Source organism: Rhizobium rosettiformans W3 (assembly GCF_004912135.1).
Lineage (GTDB): Bacteria > Pseudomonadota > Alphaproteobacteria > Rhizobiales > Rhizobiaceae > Allorhizobium > Allorhizobium rosettiformans.
The window spans coordinates 169409-187267 of record NZ_STGU01000008.1; the positions used below are offsets into that span (position 1 = coordinate 169409).

The 17859-nt window shown below is 60.1% G+C and carries 14 protein-coding genes; 5 read left to right on the forward strand and 9 right to left on the reverse strand.

The window, feature by feature from the left end:
• Position 1: 1 nt before the first annotated feature.
• The 5 genes from FAA86_RS15610 to FAA86_RS15630 form a co-directional block, all read right to left on the reverse strand.
• A complete protein-coding gene (locus tag FAA86_RS15610) occupies positions 2-967 on the reverse strand; it encodes an ABC transporter substrate-binding protein (protein ID WP_136542077.1) in 966 nt (321 codons plus the stop codon).
• Positions 968-978: 11 nt separating this feature from the next.
• Positions 979-3435, reverse strand: a complete 2457-nt coding sequence (locus FAA86_RS15615) for a TonB-dependent siderophore receptor (RefSeq protein ID WP_205910040.1) — start codon at positions 3433-3435, stop codon at positions 979-981.
• 178 nt (positions 3436-3613) lie between these two features.
• Complete coding sequence (locus FAA86_RS15620; RefSeq protein WP_136542079.1) at positions 3614-4606, reverse strand: FecR family protein; 993 nt, start codon at positions 4604-4606, stop codon at positions 3614-3616.
• Between the two features lie 149 nt (positions 4607-4755).
• The gene (locus tag FAA86_RS15625) at positions 4756-5211 is read right to left on the reverse strand and encodes an RNA polymerase sigma factor (protein ID WP_374725552.1); all 456 of its coding nucleotides are present in this window, start codon (positions 5209-5211) and stop codon (positions 4756-4758) included.
• A 376-nt stretch (positions 5212-5587) separates the two neighbouring features.
• The gene (locus FAA86_RS15630; protein ID WP_136542081.1) at positions 5588-6961 is read right to left on the reverse strand and encodes an NAD-dependent succinate-semialdehyde dehydrogenase; all 1374 of its coding nucleotides are present in this window, start codon (positions 6959-6961) and stop codon (positions 5588-5590) included.
• A gap of 525 nt (positions 6962-7486) precedes the next feature.
• On the opposite strand from FAA86_RS15630, the gene FAA86_RS15635 reads away from it, so the two are divergent.
• The 5 genes from FAA86_RS15635 to FAA86_RS15655 are packed head-to-tail and all read left to right on the forward strand — an operon-like array spanning position 7487 to position 13882.
• A complete protein-coding gene (locus FAA86_RS15635; RefSeq protein ID WP_136542083.1) occupies positions 7487-8749 on the forward strand; it encodes an ABC transporter substrate-binding protein in 1263 nt (420 codons plus the stop codon).
• A gap of 55 nt (positions 8750-8804) precedes the next feature.
• Positions 8805-9686 (forward strand): carbohydrate ABC transporter permease, encoded by an 882-nt coding sequence (locus tag FAA86_RS15640; RefSeq protein ID WP_136542085.1) that lies wholly within the window; start codon positions 8805-8807, stop codon positions 9684-9686.
• A 4-nt stretch (positions 9687-9690) separates the two neighbouring features.
• Positions 9691-10542: a carbohydrate ABC transporter permease gene (locus tag FAA86_RS15645; RefSeq protein ID WP_136542087.1), complete on the forward strand. Its 852-nt coding sequence runs from the start codon at positions 9691-9693 to the stop codon at positions 10540-10542.
• 47 nt (positions 10543-10589) lie between these two features.
• A complete protein-coding gene (locus FAA86_RS15650) occupies positions 10590-11726 on the forward strand; it encodes an ABC transporter ATP-binding protein (RefSeq protein ID WP_136542089.1) in 1137 nt (378 codons plus the stop codon).
• Positions 11727-11743: 17 nt separating this feature from the next.
• Positions 11744-13882 carry a beta-galactosidase gene (locus tag FAA86_RS15655; RefSeq protein WP_136542091.1) on the forward strand — a complete coding sequence of 713 codons (2139 nt, stop codon included), beginning with the start codon at positions 11744-11746 and terminating at the stop codon, positions 13880-13882.
• 54 nt (positions 13883-13936) lie between these two features.
• Here FAA86_RS15655 and FAA86_RS15660 read toward each other — a convergent pair whose 3' ends face one another.
• The 4 genes from FAA86_RS15660 to urtE form a co-directional block, all read right to left on the reverse strand.
• Entirely contained in the window at positions 13937-15082 is a 1146-nt protein-coding gene (locus tag FAA86_RS15660; protein ID WP_136542192.1) for an ROK family protein, read from the reverse strand.
• Between the two features lie 399 nt (positions 15083-15481).
• On the reverse strand, positions 15482-15817 hold the full coding sequence (locus FAA86_RS15665) for an FmdB family zinc ribbon protein (protein ID WP_136542093.1): 336 nt from the start codon (positions 15815-15817) through the stop codon (positions 15482-15484).
• Positions 15818-15885: 68 nt separating this feature from the next.
• Positions 15886-17118, reverse strand: coding sequence for a formamidase (gene fmdA, locus FAA86_RS15670; RefSeq protein ID WP_136542095.1), 1233 nt, complete (start codon positions 17116-17118; stop codon positions 15886-15888).
• A gap of 45 nt (positions 17119-17163) precedes the next feature.
• The gene (gene urtE, locus FAA86_RS15675; protein ID WP_136542097.1) at positions 17164-17853 is read right to left on the reverse strand and encodes an urea ABC transporter ATP-binding subunit UrtE; all 690 of its coding nucleotides are present in this window, start codon (positions 17851-17853) and stop codon (positions 17164-17166) included.
• Positions 17854-17859 lie beyond the last annotated feature (6 nt).

Consider the following 17859-nt stretch of genomic DNA (forward strand, 5'->3'; position numbering starts at 1 on the left):
TTCAGCGCACCTCCCTTACGGCGGCGGTTTCCATGCGCCTGAGAATCTTCGGAAATGCATAGGGGATGGAGAGAACACTCGGCCACGACGCAGCCCAGATCTCCGAGGGGTCATCGAGCCCGACATATCGGCTTTCACGAACGGGCGAGAACATCTGAAATAGGCGCTGGCCTTCCAAGGCAGCACGGGCTCCAGGCTCGTACCACATGACAAGGAGGTCGCCGGCAACGCTCTCGAGATCTTCAAGACTCGCATCCGCCGATGTCTGACGGCTGGATGCCGCGGCAAGCCGCTGAACACCGGCCGACGGCTTCATCCCAATCCCGATCATCCAGTCGACGCGCGTCTCTCCAGGCAGATAAATGACGATTCGGCTGCTGCCGGCGAAATAGGAGCCAAAGGTGAAGCTCCTGCCCTTGAGACCCGGATAGACGTCACCATATCCGTTGAGAAGCCGGTCCGTCTCCACGACGAGCTGCCTCGCCTTCTCGTCCAAGGCCAGAACCGCACCCGCGATTTCCGTCTGTTCCTTCCAGCTCGCCCTGTAAGGCCCGCTCCTATAGGCGATCGTGGGAGCGATCCGGCTCAGCCTCGCGTATGACCCGGCATCGAGTTGCGAAAAGACTCCGACAATGACGTCCGGATCAAGACGCGCGATCTCTTCGAAGTCGATCATGCTGCCATCGAGCAGCACCGGCTTTGAGGTGCCGAACTTCTCCTCGCACCAAGGCGTCATGCCGCTTGCAAACATGCCGGAATAGACGATGGCGACCGGCTTGTGCCCAAGTGCCAGAAACGGCGCCTCGTCGCCGTATCCGATTGTGACAAGCCGCCGCGGCGCAAAGGGCAATTCGGTCCGCCCGAAGGCGTGATCGACGATCCGTGGATAGCTGTCGTCATTGGCGCGCGCGAAGCTCGGCGACAAAAGCATTGCCGCCGCGCTCATCGTCAAGGCACGTCGCGTCATCAGGCGCACGATCAGAACTTGAACTTCGTCGAAACGCTGAAGCTGCGCGGCTCGCCGTAGTAACCGGTGTCGAAGTTGCCGAGCCCGACATAGTATTTTTCGTTCAGCAGGTTTTTCACGTTGAAGGTTATATCGACCTTCTCGTTCAGCTTGTATTTCGCCATCAGATCGATGAGAAACACGTTCTTCTGAGAAACGTCCTCATAGACATTCGCCGGGCTCCAGACGTAGCCGTAGATCTTGTCCTGCCACCGCACACCGCCGCCAATGGTCAGCTTGTCCCATTCGCCGGGCAGCGTGTAGGTCGTATAGAGCTTCACGACATTTTCCGGAGCAGACGTCTGGATGAAAGAATAGACCCTTTCGCCATCCGCCTTGCGGGCGTGGGCGTAGGTGTAGCCCGCATAGAGGTTCCAGTCGGGCATGATTTCGCCGGAAGCCTCGATTTCGAAACCCTTCGTCGTGACGCCGTCGACAGCCTCGTAGTAGTTCTGGCCCAGGACCGGGTCGTATCCAGCAGTCTCGGCCAGATTGTCCTGCTTGATCATGAAGACCGCAGCACTGGTATTCAGCCTGCCGTCAAACAGTTCGGCCTTCACGCCAGCTTCATAGCTATGACCTTCTTCAGGATCGAGATAGGCTCCATTCACGTCCTGATTACCCTGCGGCTTGAAGATGCCGGTGTAACTCGCATAGACGGACCAGTTTGAATTCAGGTCGTAAACCACCCCAAGATACGGGGTGATCTTGCCATTTGTCGTGTACTGGCTGGCGCCACTCCAGGTCCCAGTCGCGTTGTCGTAAGATCCTTGGTCGTCGTAATCATACCAGCTGACACGGCTGCCCAGAATGAAGGAGAGATCGTCGGTCGGCCGCAGCCTCGTCGCGGCATACGCACCGTACTGCGTCAGGCTGTTCTCGTATCGCCCCGTCAGATCGAAATCAGGCTCATCCGTATTGCCGTCCCAGGTGAAGAAGTCGGGAACTGCGGGATCGTAATTGACGCCGCCATAGCCATACAGCGGGCCCTTGGTGGTCTTGTGCGAGGCCGTGGCGCCGAACATCAGATCGTGCTCGCGACCGAAAAGCTCGATGGGCCCGGACAACTTCGCGTCGACAGTATCTTGGGTCAGCCGGCCGGAATACTTGCCCACATACTGATACACCCCTGCCCCTGTCACCGGATCCGGATAGCCACTGCCCGCGGAACCCAACACACTGTCATGCCCGTTACGGCGATGGTTGTAGGTGAGGTCGGCTTGCCATCCATTGTCGAACTCATGGTCCAGGGTGACAAAGAAATTGTTGGTGAAGGTGTCGCGCCTACTCCAGTCTGTCGCCGGATTGGTCGAGACGTCGAAATCCGTCCGGCTGCCGTCACTGAAGAACATTGGCAGCCCTGTCCAGCTCGTCCCGCGAGGCCGACTCTGCTGATAATCGGCCCCAAGAGACAGCGTCGTGTTGTCGGTGATATCGGCTTCCAGAATGCCGTAGAGACTGAAAGACTTCTTCTCGTAGTGATCGAGGTAGGATTCGGCATCCTCGAACGAGCCGACAAGGCGACCGCGCAGCGACCCGTCCGGATTGAGAGGCCCCGAAACGTCAGCCTCTGTGCGGTAGGTATTCCAGGATCCCGCAGTGCCCGTGACGGATGCTTGGAATGTGTCAGTCGGCTTCTTTCTCACGAGATTGACGGCGGCACCAGGACTTCCTGCCCCTTGCAGCAGCCCGTTAGCCCCCTTCACGATTTCGACCCTGTCATAGATCGCCGTATCGGGATTGGTCAGACCGAAGTCATAAACGCCTTCGTTCTGGATAACCACGCCATCATACTGGAACTCTCCAACGGTGAAGCCACGCGCCAGATATTCGGTCCGGTCACTGTCATACTTCTGGATGGAAATTCCACTGGAGGTTTCCAGAACGTCCTGCAGCGAGTTGCTTGCCTGATCCTCCATCCGCTGACGCGTCACCACAGATACAGACTGCGGCGTCTGGCGGATGGAAAGCGGCAAACCGGTCGCCGTGTTCATCTGCCCAGTTGTGTAAGAGCCGGTCCCCTCCGTTGTGCTGCCGCCCTGCCCCTGAACCGTAATCGTATCCAGAACGGTCGAGCCATCTGCGGCCACACCGCCAGCGTCCGCTGCCTGCGGACCGACGAGAGCCGCCGATCCTGCGCCGCTGACCCTCACCGCAATCCCGGTGCCCCGCACGATCTGCTGCAAGGCAGCGACAGGAGTCATGCTGCCGGATACGGCCGTCGAGGTCTTGCCGGCGGCAAGTTCCGACGAATAGCTGATTTGCCAGCCGCTCTGACGGATGAAGGTGTTGATCGCTGCCGAGAGTGGTTGGGCCGGGATCTGGAAATTGATGGTCTCCGTGGCACCGGCGACGGTCTGGGTCTGCGCGTCAGCAGCACCCGGAGCAAACCCGGCCATGCAGGCCAGCATGCTGGATGCGAGAAGCACCCTCGTCCTCCGGCGACGACGCTCGCCCGTGATTGTCCCAACGCGTGGATCAGTGCCCCTTGCCATACTCTTGCTACCCTCATTCAAGACATGGAGTCGTCCGCGCATCAGGCGTTTCCGACCCCTCTGTCAGCAAGGACGCAGCAGAGTTCCAAAACCGGCAAAAAAAGTTGATAAATTATCGAAGGATTATAAGGCCGCCCGGAACGCGGTAGAATCCGACGCCTGCCGCATCGGCAAGGGTCCGAACCGCACCGTCGACATCATCAAGCCGATAGTTGCCGGTGACCCTCATCTGGTTCACCCGCTCATCCGCAACGAGGATTGCTCCTCGATGATAGCGACCCAGTTCTTCCAGAACATCGCCAAGAAGCGCATCTTCAAAGATGATCCTGCCCTCGCGCCAAGCGAGTGTCGCAGAGGGATCGGCCGCATGAACGGAAGACACGGCGGACGCAGTGACGCTGACAGCTTGGCCGGGCGCAAGCACGGCCTTGTCCTTGCGCTCGCAAAGACAGAGGACCTGCACGCGGCCTCGCTCCAGCACGACCTCGTCTTCACCAGGGCCGGTCCTGACCGCAAATGCGGTGCCCAGCACTGTCACCTCGCCATAGCGGCCGCTGACCGTGAAGGGATGGGCGGGATCATGCACCACATCGAAGAAGGCCTCGCCGCGCAGCAGGCGGACATGACGCCGACCTGCATCGAAATCGAGCGCCACGGCGGTGTCGGTGTTCAGCAAGAGAGTGGAGCCGTCCGGCAACGGAACCCGCCTCTGTGCGCCAGTCGCAGTGACATAATCTGCCTGGAGCGCGACCACGAGCGCCGGATACTGCCAGATCCCCGCAGCAACCAGAACTGACGCGGCCAGCGCAGCGGCACGCATCGACCAGCGACCGCCCCTCGGTCGCCTAACCTCGGGCTTGGCGACAGGCAGCGCTTTCAACGCATCGAGGAACGGTTTCGAGTTCCATAGGATCTCAAGCCCCCGGAATTCCTCTTCATGACGCGGATCCTTCGCCAGCCAAGCGAGAAAATCGGCGTGTGTCGCCGCATTCTGCTTGCCGTCACGTAGCCGCACGAACCAGTCCAAAGCCTGATCCGCAACAGGATCGGCATGATTGAAGTCGGTGACCGTCCGGTCCATGTCCTGCGCGCCCTGATGTCCCACTTAGCCGATCCATTCGCAGTGTGTTTGCGGGCTCCTGATACCTTGACGCATAAGCACATCAAACCCGGCAAAATTCGTCGCGGAGACGGACCGCCTGGCTCCCTCTGTAGCGCGTTTGGTCGAGACGGTCGAAGAACGCATCCTGTTTCTCACTTCCCGTCCAGACGTGCCAGGGCATCACGGCAATGGGCCATGGCGAGTTTGAGATCATTGAACACCGTTCGTTCAGAGATGCCGAGATGGTCTGCGATGCGAGCATTCGTCCATTCTTCGATGCGGCTGAGCACCAGCACCGTCTGGGCGCGCTTCGGTAGGGTAGCAAGCGCGGTCTGGAACGCGCCGAACGTCTGCCTCTCGATCAATGCCTGCTCGATCGAGGGAATGTCGGCAGAAACGGCGGCCAGAAAGGTCTCATCCAGGCCCTCCACCTCCGCCGCTTCGCGCGTTCTGCGTCGCCGCAGGTGATCAAGCGCAAGGTTGCGGGCCGTCTGATGGAGAAATCCCTCGAGATGCTCGACCCGACCACTCTCGACCGCCTTGCGGGCACGCAGATAAGTCTCCTGCGCCAGATCTTCCGCCGTCTGGGGATCGCGCACGATCCGCATGACTGTCCACAACAGAGAGCGCCGGTGGGCGGCAAAAATCGCGTTCAGAATGGCAGGCAAGCGCAGTGCCTCCTGCTCATGGGCGGCCAATCACCCGGAAACCCCGTGCCTCTTTCCGATCGCTGCACCACGCACAATCGCCTTGTTCTGGCCGGACTGGCCGCGAGCTTTATCCGGCCGACAACGCCTGTACCGGCCTTTGATCGCCAATATTACGACAAGATCGGATGCGCAATGAAAACTTGATAAACCGATACAGGATTAAAAGGGGAGAGTAGCCATCTGGCGACAGGAGTGACTGCAAATATTTGCGTTGCCGTCACGGGATATGGCAGCAGGCCGCCCGCGACGGCCTGCTCCTTCCATCTGGTTGCCCTTAGCCGATGCGGATCGACTTCACGTTCACGAACTCCTTCAACCCTTCTGGACCGTGTTCCCGCCCGTAGCCCGACGTCTTCACGCCGCCAAACGGCATGCTTGGATAGGCCACATTGAAGGTATTGATGAACACCATGCCGGTATCGAAATAGTCGGCTGCCAGCTTGCGCGCCCGCTCGACATCGCGGCTGAAGATGCCTCCACCGAGACCGTAGCGGCTGCTGTTGGCAATCCGCAGGGCGTCCATATCATCCTTCGCACGGATGATTGCGGCAGCGGGACCGAACAGCTCATCCTCATAGGCCGGCTGGCCGGGTGCGACATCGGCGAGCACCGTCGCCGGATAGAACCAGCCTTCACGCTCCGGGACCTCTCCACCGACGACCAGTCGCGCGCCTTTTTCGATGCTGTCCTTGACCTGTTGGTGCAGCTCGTCGCGCTGCTTCTTGGTCACCATCGGACCGAGCTGCGTGTCATCGGCTTTCGGATCGCCAAGCTTGATGGAGCGGAAGGCCTCGGCATAAGCCTCGACGAAGGCGTCGCAATTCTTCTCCGTCACGATGAACCGCTTGGCGTTCACGCAGGTCTGGCCGTTGTTGTAGATGCGGCCCTGTACGCAGGTTTTGACCGCAAGATCGAGATCGGCGTCATCCAGCACCAGATAAGCATCGTTGGAACCGAGCTCGAGAACGGTTTTCTTCACCAGTTCCGCGGCTTTCGCGCCGACGGCCCGGCCGGCTCTGTCGCTGCCGGTGAGCGTCACGCCACGAATGCGTTCATCCTCGATGATCTTGTCGGACTGGTCATGCGAGATCAGGAGCACGCCGAACAAGCCCTTCGGCAGGCCGGCGCGCTCATAGAGGTCGCGCAGGAACAGGCCACTGCCGGTGCAGGCTTCGGCATGCTTGAGCAGCACGCCATTGCCCGCCATCAAACTCGCAATCGAATAGCGCACCGCCTGATAGGCCGGAAAATTCCATGGCTGGATCCCGTAGACGACACCGATAGGCGAATGCGTGACATAACCCTTTCCGCCCTCGATCTCGCGCTCTTCGTCAGCCAGAGCATCCGGGCCGATCTTGGCGGTGTAATCGCAGATCGCGGCACACAGATCGACTTCGCTCCGACTGTCCTTCAGCAGCTTGCCCACCTCGTCCGTCATGAGCTGGGCGAAGTCCTCCTTGGACTTGCGCATCTCGGCCCCGATGGCGGCGATCACCTCGGCCCGCTCTTCCAGGCTTTTCAGCCGCCAGTCGAGAAAGGCCGTATGGCTGGCTGCGACAACGGCCATGGCCTCGGCATCGGACATGTGGGGATAGGTCTTGAGATCTTCCTCGGTGAACGGATTGATGGTCTTGAGCGAATTGGACATGTCGGCGGAATTCTCCTGTTCGTGTTGACAAGCGAGTTGAGATTTTCACGCGTGTTGGGCACGCAGATGGGAGGTCAAATCTCACTCGAAGCGACACTCGGCTGAGCTTTCGGCACGCCCGTTGGCGGGGCCTTCGGGCGCAAGGTCAACCAATGCCTCGGGGCGTCAACGGCTCCCCCGACCCGCAGGTTTCACACAGCGGAGTGCAAATACTTGTGAGAAGAAGAAGCTTGACGCGGGACCCGGGACGGGGCCGCAGCGCTCCAAACCAGTTTCGACTGGCGGGCCGAACTGGTCCAGCAGTCATCAAGGCGCCGCCCGCTGATGTCGTTGCTGATGCGAGCATGCACAGCAATCAGGCGGGTAAAAGACTGCATCACAGATGCGAGCGTCCAACGGCAGTGCGCGCAAACAGGCCGCAATCGACTTGTTATTTTATTTATTAAATTAATTGTTGACGCTGGCTGTCTCATGTGGCTTCTTGCCACCGTCGGCACTTGGGAAAACCGATGGAGGAGCAACATCATGAAGTTTACGAACAAGCCTTTCGAAATGTCGCGTCGCCACTTTTTGGCGTCCACGGGTTCGGCGATCGCTGCATCGGCCCTGTCGACGCCTGCCATCGGGCAGACCCGCGAACTGACCATCATCTCCAACCGTGGGGATGTCGACCAGCGAAAGGCGCTGGAAGCGATCGCCGCAGCGTTCGGCAAGGAAGCGGGCGTCACTGTCTCGGTCAACAACATGGACCACGAGGCACACAAGACGGCCATCCGCAACTATCTCGTCACCAGCCCGCCGGACATCTGCTTCTGGTTTTCGGGCAGCCGGATGCGGTCCTTCGTGACCCGCGGGCTGTTTGAAGACATTTCCGATCTGGTGGCGCGCGAAAACTATGCCGATGTCATCGGCAATACGCTGGGCTCGGTCACCGTTGACGGCAAGCAGTATGGCCTGCCGACCGGAGGCATCCTCTGGGGCCTGTTCTACCGGCAGGACACCTTCGACGAATTCGGCCTCACCGTGCCGAAGACATTCGACGACTTTTTCACGCTCGCGGAAAAATCCAAGGCATCCGGCCTCGTCCCCATGAGCATCGGCACCAAGGATCAGTGGCCCTGCGGCGGCTGGTTCGACCACATGAACCTGCGCATCAACGGTCTCGACCATCACATGGACCTGATGGCCGGCAAGATCCAGTACACTGACGCCTCCCTGAAGGAGATCTTCGATCGCTGGGAAGCGCTGATCAAGGCAGACCTCTTCACGCCCAATCACACCTCCTTCTCATGGGATCCGGCAGCCGCCGCACTCGTGCAGAAGAAGGCCGCCATGATGGATCTCGGCAACTTCATCAAATATGCCTTCCCGGCAGAAGACCTGTCGCAGGTGCGGTTTGCACCCTTCCCCGAAATCAAGCCGGGTATGGAGCAGTTCGAAGACTTCTCGGTGGATTCGATCCATATGCCGTCAGGTGCGAAGAACAAGGATGCCGCACGCGAATTCCTCGCCTACTTCTACCGCCCGGAGAACCTGTCGGCCTATCTGATGCCGGAAGGCAATGTACCGGCCCGCAGCGACTGCGAAATCGGCGACGACCCGATCCTCAAGATGTCGGTCGAGGCCCTGAAGCGCGTCAAGGGGACCGCGCAGTTCTATGATCGCGACAGCGATCCGGATCTCGCCCAGGCCGGCCTGAAGGGCCTGCAGGAATTCATGGTTCGCCCCGAGCGGCGCGACACCATCCTCGCTCAGATCGAGCGCACCCGCGCCCGCATCCACGGCTGACCCTCTACAACGCGGGCGAACGCCGTTCGCCCGCCCTAAAACCGGCAGTAGACCCATGACAATTTGGTGGCGACGACACCGAAGCTGGCTGACGCCCGCTCTCCTTCTCGCACCGGGACTTATTCTGTTCCTGGTCATCATCGTGGCTTCGTCGATCGAAACCTTCTGGATCTCGTTTTTCGAGTGGGATGGCATCGGTCCGAAGACCTGGATCGGGCTTGGCAACTATGTCGAGCTCCTCGACGATCCGCAGTTCTACACATCGCTGAAGAACAATGTCATCTGGCTCCTGATGTTCTTGGCTGCTCCTCCGGCGGGGCTCGCCATCGCGCTGCTCGTCAATCAGAAAATCGCCGGGATGCGGCTGGCGAAATCCCTGTTCTTCATGCCGCTTGTCCTGGCGGCCGTCACCGTCGGCGTCATCTTCAACTGGTTTTACGACCCGACCTTTGGCCTGCTTGCCATCATCTACAACGCCCTCGGCGCAACGGCACCCGCCCTTTTGTCCGACGAGCACCTCGTCACCTTCGCGGTGATTATCGCTGCCCTTTGGCCCCAGATTGCCTTCTGCCTGGTGCTGTTCCTGGCAGGCCTCAACAATCTGGACGAAGAACTGATCGGCGCCGGGCGCGTCGATGGCGCCCGCGGCTGGAACATGCTGCGCCATGTTGTGCTGCCGCAGTTGACGCAGGTCGCCTTCATCGCAGTCGCCATCACACTCGTCGGCGCCTTGCGCTCCTTCGACCTCATTTCGGTCATGACGGCAGGCGGCCCGTTCGGCTCGTCCACGGTCCTCGCCTATCAGATGTATGAACAGTCGATCTTCTCGTACCGCTTCGGTTACGGCGCAGCGATTGCAACCGTTCTCTTCCTGATCATGGCGGTCTTCATCGCCTGGTACCTGCGTGGCCTGATCAAGGCTGAGAAAGGGACGTAACGCCATGTATCCCCGCCCCATTCCCGAGACGCAGACCGCTGCACGCGCGCTTTACATGACGATGGTTTGCGCTGTCCTTGTCCTTTGGCTGCTCCCCCTCTTCGCCATTCTCCTCACATCGTTTCGCTCGTTTGAAGATGTGATGGCCGGAAACTACTGGGGTTGGCCAACCGAGTTCAACCTCGTCGACAATTATGTTGCCGTCTTCCAGCAGACGAAGATGCTGCAATACTTCGTCAACAGCCTGATCATCACGGTGCCCTCGGTCATCATGGTGCTGGTGTTTTCGACCATGACGGGCTTTGTCCTGTCGCGCTATCCATTCCCCGGATCCATGGTGATCTTCGTGCTCTTTGTCGGCGGCAATTTCCTGCCACAACAGATCATGATGATCCCGATCCGGGACCTGATGGTGTCGCTTGGCCTCTACGACACCTTCTTCGCTCTGATGGCGTTCCACATCGCCTTCCAGACGGGTTTTGCCACCCTCTTCATGCGTAACTTCATCGCGGCCCTGCCGGCGGAGCTCTTCCAGGCGGCCCGGGCAGAGGGCGCCTCGCCCTGGCAGATCCTGATCCACATCGTCGTGCCGCTGGTGCGGCCTGCCCTTGCCGCGCTCGCCATCCTCACCTTCACCTTCATCTGGAACGACTACTTCTGGGCGATCGTGCTGACCCAGAGCGACGCAGTGAAGCCGGTGACCGCGGGTCTTGCCAATCTCAAGGGCGAATGGGTGTCGCAGTGGAACATCGTCTCTGCGGCCACGATCTTCGTCGCCATTCCACCGGTCCTGATGTTCTTCCTGATGCAGAAGCACTTCGTTTCGGGCCTGACAATGGGCGCCGTCAAGGGATGACCGACTGCGCCCGGCCTTTCATCGACACACTTGCAAGGGGCTGACCAATGAGCAGCGTCAAACTCGAAAACCTTCAGAAGCATTATGCACAGTTTCACGCTCTGAAGGATATCAATCTCACGATCGACAAGGGCGAGTTCATCGTCATGGTCGGCCCCTCCGGATGCGGAAAGTCGACACTTCTGAAGACGATCGCGGGCCTCGAGACAGTCACATCCGGCACGCTCTCGATCGGCGGACGCGACGTCACCCACGAGGAACCGGGTGACCGTGGCATTGCGATGGTTTTCCAGTCCTATGCGCTCTACCCGCATATGACAGTCGCCGAGAACATGGGCTTTGGCCTGAGAATGGCGAAGCGCCCGCAGGCGGAGATCGATGCGGCGGTCAAGCGCGCGGCGGAGATCCTCAGGATCACCGAACAACTGGACAAACGCCCAAGACAACTGTCTGGCGGCCAGCGGCAACGCGTCGCCATCGGCCGTGCGATTACCCGCTCTCCCGAAGTCTTCCTGTTCGATGAGCCGTTGTCGAATCTCGATGCAGCACTGCGCACACAGATGCGCGTGGAGCTTTCGACGCTGCATGCCCGACTGGGCTCGACCATGATCTATGTGACCCACGATCAGGTCGAGGCCATGACCATGGCGACCCGGATCGTCGTCTTGAACAAGGGTGAGATCGAGCAGGTCGGATCGCCGCTGGAACTCTACACCAATCCGAAAAACCTCTTCGTCGCCGGCTTTCTCGGAGCGCCCCGCATGAATTTCTTCGAGGGAACGGTTGCCGATATCGCGGGGAATACGGTCACCACGACCATTGAAGGTCTCCCACCCGTCAGCCTCGACCATGTCGACACGCAGGGTCTTTCTCCGGGAGACAGGATCACGCTCGGCGTTCGACCGGAGAAGCTGGCGACAGATAGCGGGTCGAGCGTGACCATTCCCGCCCGTATCCGGCTGGTCGAGCATCTCGGACGCGAGACCGTGTTCTATGCCGACGCCTCTCCCTTGAAGACTTCGGGGTCTGACACCGGAACCGAGAACATCACCGTGCAGCTACCGCAGATCGTACCCTTCGCCAGCGATGCCGCGGTCACGATCGGCTTCGAGATCGCCGACGCCTATCTGTTCGGCCCGGATGGGCAGACCCTTGCCGCCCGCAAGCCGCTGCAAGCCATCTGAATACCAGGAGCATTTCCATGAAACGGACCCAACCCGCGCCACTTTCCGTCTGGCGCCCCATCAATCTCGACGACTTCCTGCTGGGCGTTCCGCATTATCCCGAGCATGTCGACGAAAGCTACTGGCAGCGCGACGCCGAACGGATGAAAGAAGCCGGCTTCAATGCGGTGCGCATGGGCGAATTCGCCTGGCACATCTGGGAACCCTTCGAGGGCAAGTTCGACTTCGACCTCTTCGACCGCGCAATCGAGGTGCTCGGCAAGGCCGGCATCAAGACCATCCTTTGCACCCCGACCGCCACCCCACCGCGCTGGCTGACGATGAACTATCCGGAAGTGCTGCGCGTCGATCGCAACGGCCGCCGGGCAAGCCATGGCTCAAGACAGCATTGCGACACCACGAGCCCGGTCCTGCGGCAGCACAGTCGCCGGATCACATCGGCCATGGCCGAGCACTACAAGGACAATCCGCATGTCATCGGCTGGCAGACGGACAACGAGTTGAACACAACGGTGTCGGAATCCTTCTCCGACTCCGCCGCGCTCGCGTTCCGCAACTATCTGCGCCATCGCTATCAGACGATCAATGATTTGAATTTTGCCTGGGGTGGCCATTTCTGGGCCACGGCCTACGACAATTTCGACCAGGTGGTCCTGCCGTTCCCGATGGCACCGTCTTACTCAAGTCCTGGCCATGTTCAGGACTACCACCGCTTCCTGGCTTGGGCGACCGCAGCCTTCCAGCGCGACCAGGTCGAGATCCTCCGGGCGACCAATCCCGACTGGTTCATCTTCCACAATCTCGGCAATCTGCAGGACATCGATTTCCGCGCAGAATTCGGCCAGGATCTCGATTTCATCGGTTTCGACATCTATCCGATGCTCTATGACGAGTTCCGGCGGACCAATGGCCATGCCGCGACCCAGGCCCTGCAGCTCGATCTCTGCCGCAGCTACAGCGGAAACTTCCTGGTGCCCGAACAGGCGTCGGGTCTCGGCAGCCAGCCGTCCTTCACCACGATGAATCCCGAACCGGGTGAGATGCGCCGCATGGCCTTGTCTTCGGTGGCACGCGGCGCCGATGGCCTGATGTTCTTCCGCTGGCGTCCGGCCCACTTCGGTGCGGAAATCTACTGGATGGGCATTATCGACCACGATGATGTGCCGCGGCGGCGCTATCAGGAAGCCAAGCAATTCGCCTCCGACATCCACAAGATCAAGGATCGCCTGCTCGGAACGTCCGTGCATATGGATGTGGGCATCGCTGGTGCTGATTTCGACAATCAGGAGGCACACAAGACCTATCCCATCGGCCTGCCCTCACCGCAGGACGACGGCACGCTTTTGCATGCTCACTGCTATCGGCGCGGCATCGCTTGCGGTTTCGTGCATCCGGAAGACGACCTGTCACGGCTAAAAGTCTTTTACGTGCCGCATTGGGTGATGTGGAAACCGGAATGGACCCCGAAGCTTGAGGCCTTCGTAGAGGCGGGCGGCACGCTCATCGTCGGAGCGATGACGGGCACGCGCGACATCAACAACCACATCATCCGGGAACAGGCGCCCGGCGGAGCGCTGGCGAAACTCTGCGGCGTCAAGGTCGTGGAATTCGGTCGTCTGACCGCGAAGAACGGAGACGGTCTCTTCCAGCGGATGACACCCCAGGCCGGGCTGTATGACAATCCCAATCGTCCGGCCCCCTCTTCGGCGGAACGGATCTATGCCCTGGACTTTGCCGGACGGCGACTGGAAGTCGAGCACCTTTACGAGCAGATCGAGATCAAGCCGGACGTAGAGATCCTTGCACGCTGGTCGAACCGCTTCCTTGAAGGCGAACCGGCCGTTACCCGCCGCAAGGTTGGCAAGGGCGAGGTCATTTATGTTGCGACCTATCTCACCCCAGATCTGGTTGAAGCCCTGGAGGAGCAGGTTCTTTCACCACGCGGCGTCAGCCCGCTCCTAAACGATCTTCCGGCCGGTATCGAAGTAACCTTGCGCAGCTCCGAAGACCAGAAGCTTCTGTTCGTCCTGAACACGCTTGAAACACCGACCATGGTTCGTGGCCTGCCGTCCGGTTTCGATTTGCTGTCGGGCCGGGCCATCTCCGGGGAGCAAGAGCTCGAAGCCTATGGCTGCCTGATCATCAGTCTCGATTGAACCCCATAATCTCCCAAGCAACTGGCGGTGGAACATCAGTTTCACCGCCTCTTTTTATTCCGCGTCTTTCAGACCACTACCACTGGCTTCGAAATTGAACAGTGCCTGCGTTGCAAGGGCGGCCGCTCCCGAGCTCCAGAAATCATCCCGTTCATCCGGAACGATCGCAGGCGGCTCATCATAACATCGCGCCGCCAGGCTCTCGCGCATGGGCCCGAAGAGCAGATCGCCAAAACTGACGGCTTCCGCGCCCACGATCACGACCTCCGGGTCCATGATGTTGACGGCGTCCGCCAGATGGTAGCCGATCGCCTTGCCGGCCTCCTGAAGGATACGCCGGGCAACCGGATCGCCCTGGATTGCCGCTTCCTTCATCGCATATCGATCGACGCCCGCTGGCAAGCCCCGCTCGGATCGCCAGGCCTCGACAATCGCAGGCTCCGAGTAGAAGGCCTGCAGACAGCCTCGGCGGCCGCATTCACAAAGAGGCCCGTTGGGATCATGCGTCACATGCCCCAGTTTCCCGGCCCGGCCATGGGCGCCTCGGTGAATGACGCCATCGTTGACTGTCGCACAGGCAATGCCAACGCCAAGCGCAAGCGCCGTGAAAATCTTATGATGCCGCCCAAGCCCGAAAAGGTGTTGGGCCAAGGCAAAGGCCAGCGTATCGTCTTCCATCCAGACCGGTGCATTGACCCGCTGCTGCAACATCCGGCCGAAGGGCACGTTTTCCCACTGGAAACGTCGGCTCTGCACGCAGATCGCCTGCTCGATGTCGACGGTGGCCGGCATGGAGAAACCAATGCCGATCAGCTTTCCCTGCAGATCCGGAGCCGTGCGTCGTAGTCGGACAATGGCCTGCTCCGCGGCATCGAGCACATCTTCCGGCTTGGACGACTTGTACTCGACCGTCAGGCTGGAGAGGACCGATGTCGACAGGTCAGTCAAAACACATCCGAGCGTCCCGACGTTCATCTTGATGCCGATTGCATAATGGCCGGCATAATTCAGCTCGAGCGGTATCGGTCGCCTGCCGCTTGTCCCCGGCTGTGTCTCACCTTCGCGCAGATAGCCTTCGGCAATCAGGTCTGCGACGACAAAAGTCACGGCCGCCGGGCTCAGGCCGGTCACGGTTGCGATATCAGCCCTGCTTGCCGGTCCTTCACGGCGAAGAAGGTTGAGTATGAGCCGCCGGTTCATGGCTCGGGTCATACGCTGATCAATCTTCACGAATTGGACACTCCAAACACCGCTTCGCCACGACAACAAGACCTCAACTAGCAGATAGAGGTCCCGTTGTCGCCCGAATGCAATGTCGGAGCAGCGCTACAAGGTTCTCCTGGTCTTGTTCCGCCCTGGAGTATGGCTCAGCAGCCGTAGAAGCCAGGAAAGGTCGAGGAAAGGTCGTTTAAGGAGGCGGCAACAACACATGCGGTCAAAGACATGTCAATTGCGTGACATGGAGGTGGTTCATTGCCAACTGGCCCGGTCGAACCCTTGCAGATCGAAGACCGGCACCGCCGTTGACGGTCCGCACCTCGCCATCCTTCATGACCATGCGCTCCGGCCCCAAAACACGAGTCTCGTGCGGATCAATCCTCAGTGACTGATCATCCAGGGGCGTGCGGAAGGGAAAGCCTTGGCGCCATCAGCCCGGTACACCGTTTTCGACTTTTTCGGTGCACCCGAGCAGCAACTGCAGCCTGCACCGTGTCCCAGGGATTTCGATGTCTTGGGTTCGTGCGCTGCCTTCTCGTTGGTCCCGATCGCTGTTCGCGTCGCCTTGTCCATCAAGGCAAAGAAGGGCGTCGAGAAGAAGGCCCGTGGCGAAGGCGTCCCGCATTGCGGGCAGTCGCAAGGGTCGCCCGACATCGCCATCGGCCGGTTCTCGGTGAAGCCGCCGCAGTCCGGGCAGTTGTAATCGTAATTGGGCATGATCGGTTTTCCTCAGGATATGCTTCGATGCGCAGGACGCAGCTAATTCCACGCCCTGCGCCTGCGCCTTAAAGGTCGCGAGCCAACGGCACGTCGATCTTGCCGTCGAGGAACTTCTTCGGCCCGTCCGCACCCGGCTTCATGTCGAATTCGAAGATGTCGAGCGGCAGCCAGAGTGTGGCGCAGGCATTCGGAATGTCGACAACACCTGAAATATGACCCTGGACAGGGGCGGTACCGAGAATGGCGTAGGCCTGAGCGCGGCTGTAACCAAACTTCGTCATGTATTCGATGGCGTTCAGGCAGGCCTGGCGATAGGCGATGTGCACGTCGAGGTAATGCTGCTTGCCGCTCTCATCGACGGAAATTCCCTCGAAGATCAGGTAATCGTCATATTTCGGCGTAATCGGCGACGGCCGAAAGATCGGGTTCTTGATCCCGTATTTCGCCATTCCGTCCTTGATCAGCGAAACCTTGATATGCAGCCAGCCGGCCATTTCGATCGCGCCGCAGAAGGTGATTTCGCCATCACCCTGGCTGAAATGCAGGTCGCCCATCGAAAGACCGGCACCGTCGACATAAACCGGGAAATAGATCTTCGAACCGCGCGACAGGTCCTTGATGTCACAATTGCCGCCATGTTCGCGCGGAGGCACGGTGCGCGCGCCTTCTGCGGCAGCCTTGTCGCGAGCCTCGCCTTTGAGGCTGCCCATATGGGCGGTCGCTCCTCCATCCGGCAGCGCCGCCAGCGCAGGTACCCGCGACGGATCGGTATCGAACAATGCCTTTTCGCGGCTGTTCCACATGTCCAGCATCTTGTGATCCGGCAGGCAGCCGATCAGACCGGGATGGATAAGCCCGGCATATTTGACGCCTGGCACGTGGCGCGAGGAGGTGAACATTCCATGGAAGTCCCAGATCGACTTCTGTGCCTCGGGGAAGTGCTCGGTCAGGAATCCGCCGCCGTTCTTCTTGGAGAAGAAGCCGTTGAAGCCCCAGAGAGAGTTGTCGAAGGCACCGATGTCGAGGATGTCGACGACCAGCAGGTCGCCCGGTTGTGCCCCCTTGACGCCGATCGGCCCCGACAGGAAATGCACCTGGCTCAGATCGACATCGCGGACATCGGCCGCATCGTCGTCATTCTTGATCTGGCCGCCGGTCCAGTCATAGGTCTCGACCAGGAAATCGTCCCCCGGCTCGACCCAGCAGGCCATCGGAATATCCGGGTGCCAGCGGTTGTGGATCTTCTCGTTGGTATAGGGCGACTCGCTGAGATCGACCTTGATCAGGGTATCGGGCATGGCTTGGCTCCTTCCTTGGATGTGAAGCGGCTGGGTTTGGTGGGATCAGACGGAGAGGAAGCTGGAGACGCGGGCCTCATCGATGCCGGCGCGCGGGGCTTCATGGACGAATTCGCCCTTTTCGATCACCAGCACCCGGTCGGCCATGTCGAGGGCAAAGCTCAACACCTGCTCGGAGACGACGATGGAAAGGCCGATCTCGTCGCGGATCCGGCAGAGCGTTCGCGCCATCTCCTTGATGATCGATGGCTGGATGCCTTCGGTCGGCTCGTCAAGCAGCAGCACTTTCGGCTTGGACGCCAGCGCGCGGGCGATCGCCAGCTGTTGCTGCTGACCGCCGGAGAGATTGCCACCGCGCCGCCCCTTCATCTCGAGCAGCACGGGAAAAAGCTCGTAGATCTGCCCTGGCACGGTCTTCTCCCCGGTCACGGTCAGCCCGGTTTCGATGTTTTCCTGGACCGTGAGCGTTGAAAAGATCATCCGCCCCTGCGGCACATAGGCGAGACCTTTGGCCACCCGTTCGTAGCTTTCGAGCCGCTCGACCGGTGTCTCGCCGATCCGGATCGATCCCGCGGCGGAGGGAACGACCCCCATCAGCGACTTCATAAGCGTCGTCTTGCCCATGCCGTTGCGACCCATGATCGCAACGATCTCAGCGGGTTTGACGTCGAAGGACAGGCCGTGAATGACTTCGCTCTGGCCGTAGCTGACCTTCAGTTTTTCGACTGACAACATGACGAT

What these genes read in the sequence shown, in the direction of transcription:
- urtE (WP_136542097.1), bottom strand. Translation starts at nt 17,853, where the DNA reads ATGTTGTCAGTCGAAAAACTGAAGGTCAGCTACGGCCAGAGCGAAGTC.
- FAA86_RS15640 (WP_136542085.1), top strand. Translation starts at nt 8,805, where the DNA reads ATGACAATTTGGTGGCGACGACACCGAAGCTGGCTGACGCCCGCTCTC.
- FAA86_RS15610 (WP_136542077.1), bottom strand. Translation starts at nt 967, where the DNA reads ATGACGCGACGTGCCTTGACGATGAGCGCGGCGGCAATGCTTTTGTCG.
- FAA86_RS15625 (WP_374725552.1), bottom strand. Translation starts at nt 5,211, where the DNA reads ATGCGGATCGTGCGCGATCCCCAGACGGCGGAAGATCTGGCGCAGGAG.
- FAA86_RS15655 (WP_136542091.1), top strand. Translation starts at nt 11,744, where the DNA reads ATGAAACGGACCCAACCCGCGCCACTTTCCGTCTGGCGCCCCATCAAT.
- FAA86_RS15630 (WP_136542081.1), bottom strand. Translation starts at nt 6,961, where the DNA reads ATGTCCAATTCGCTCAAGACCATCAATCCGTTCACCGAGGAAGATCTC.
- FAA86_RS15660 (WP_136542192.1), bottom strand. Translation starts at nt 15,082, where the DNA reads ATGAACCGGCGGCTCATACTCAACCTTCTTCGCCGTGAAGGACCGGCA.
- FAA86_RS15665 (WP_136542093.1), bottom strand. Translation starts at nt 15,817, where the DNA reads ATGCCCAATTACGATTACAACTGCCCGGACTGCGGCGGCTTCACCGAG.
- FAA86_RS15635 (WP_136542083.1), top strand. Translation starts at nt 7,487, where the DNA reads ATGAAGTTTACGAACAAGCCTTTCGAAATGTCGCGTCGCCACTTTTTG.
- fmdA (WP_136542095.1), bottom strand. Translation starts at nt 17,118, where the DNA reads ATGCCCGATACCCTGATCAAGGTCGATCTCAGCGAGTCGCCCTATACC.
- FAA86_RS15650 (WP_136542089.1), top strand. Translation starts at nt 10,590, where the DNA reads ATGAGCAGCGTCAAACTCGAAAACCTTCAGAAGCATTATGCACAGTTT.
- FAA86_RS15645 (WP_136542087.1), top strand. Translation starts at nt 9,691, where the DNA reads ATGTATCCCCGCCCCATTCCCGAGACGCAGACCGCTGCACGCGCGCTT.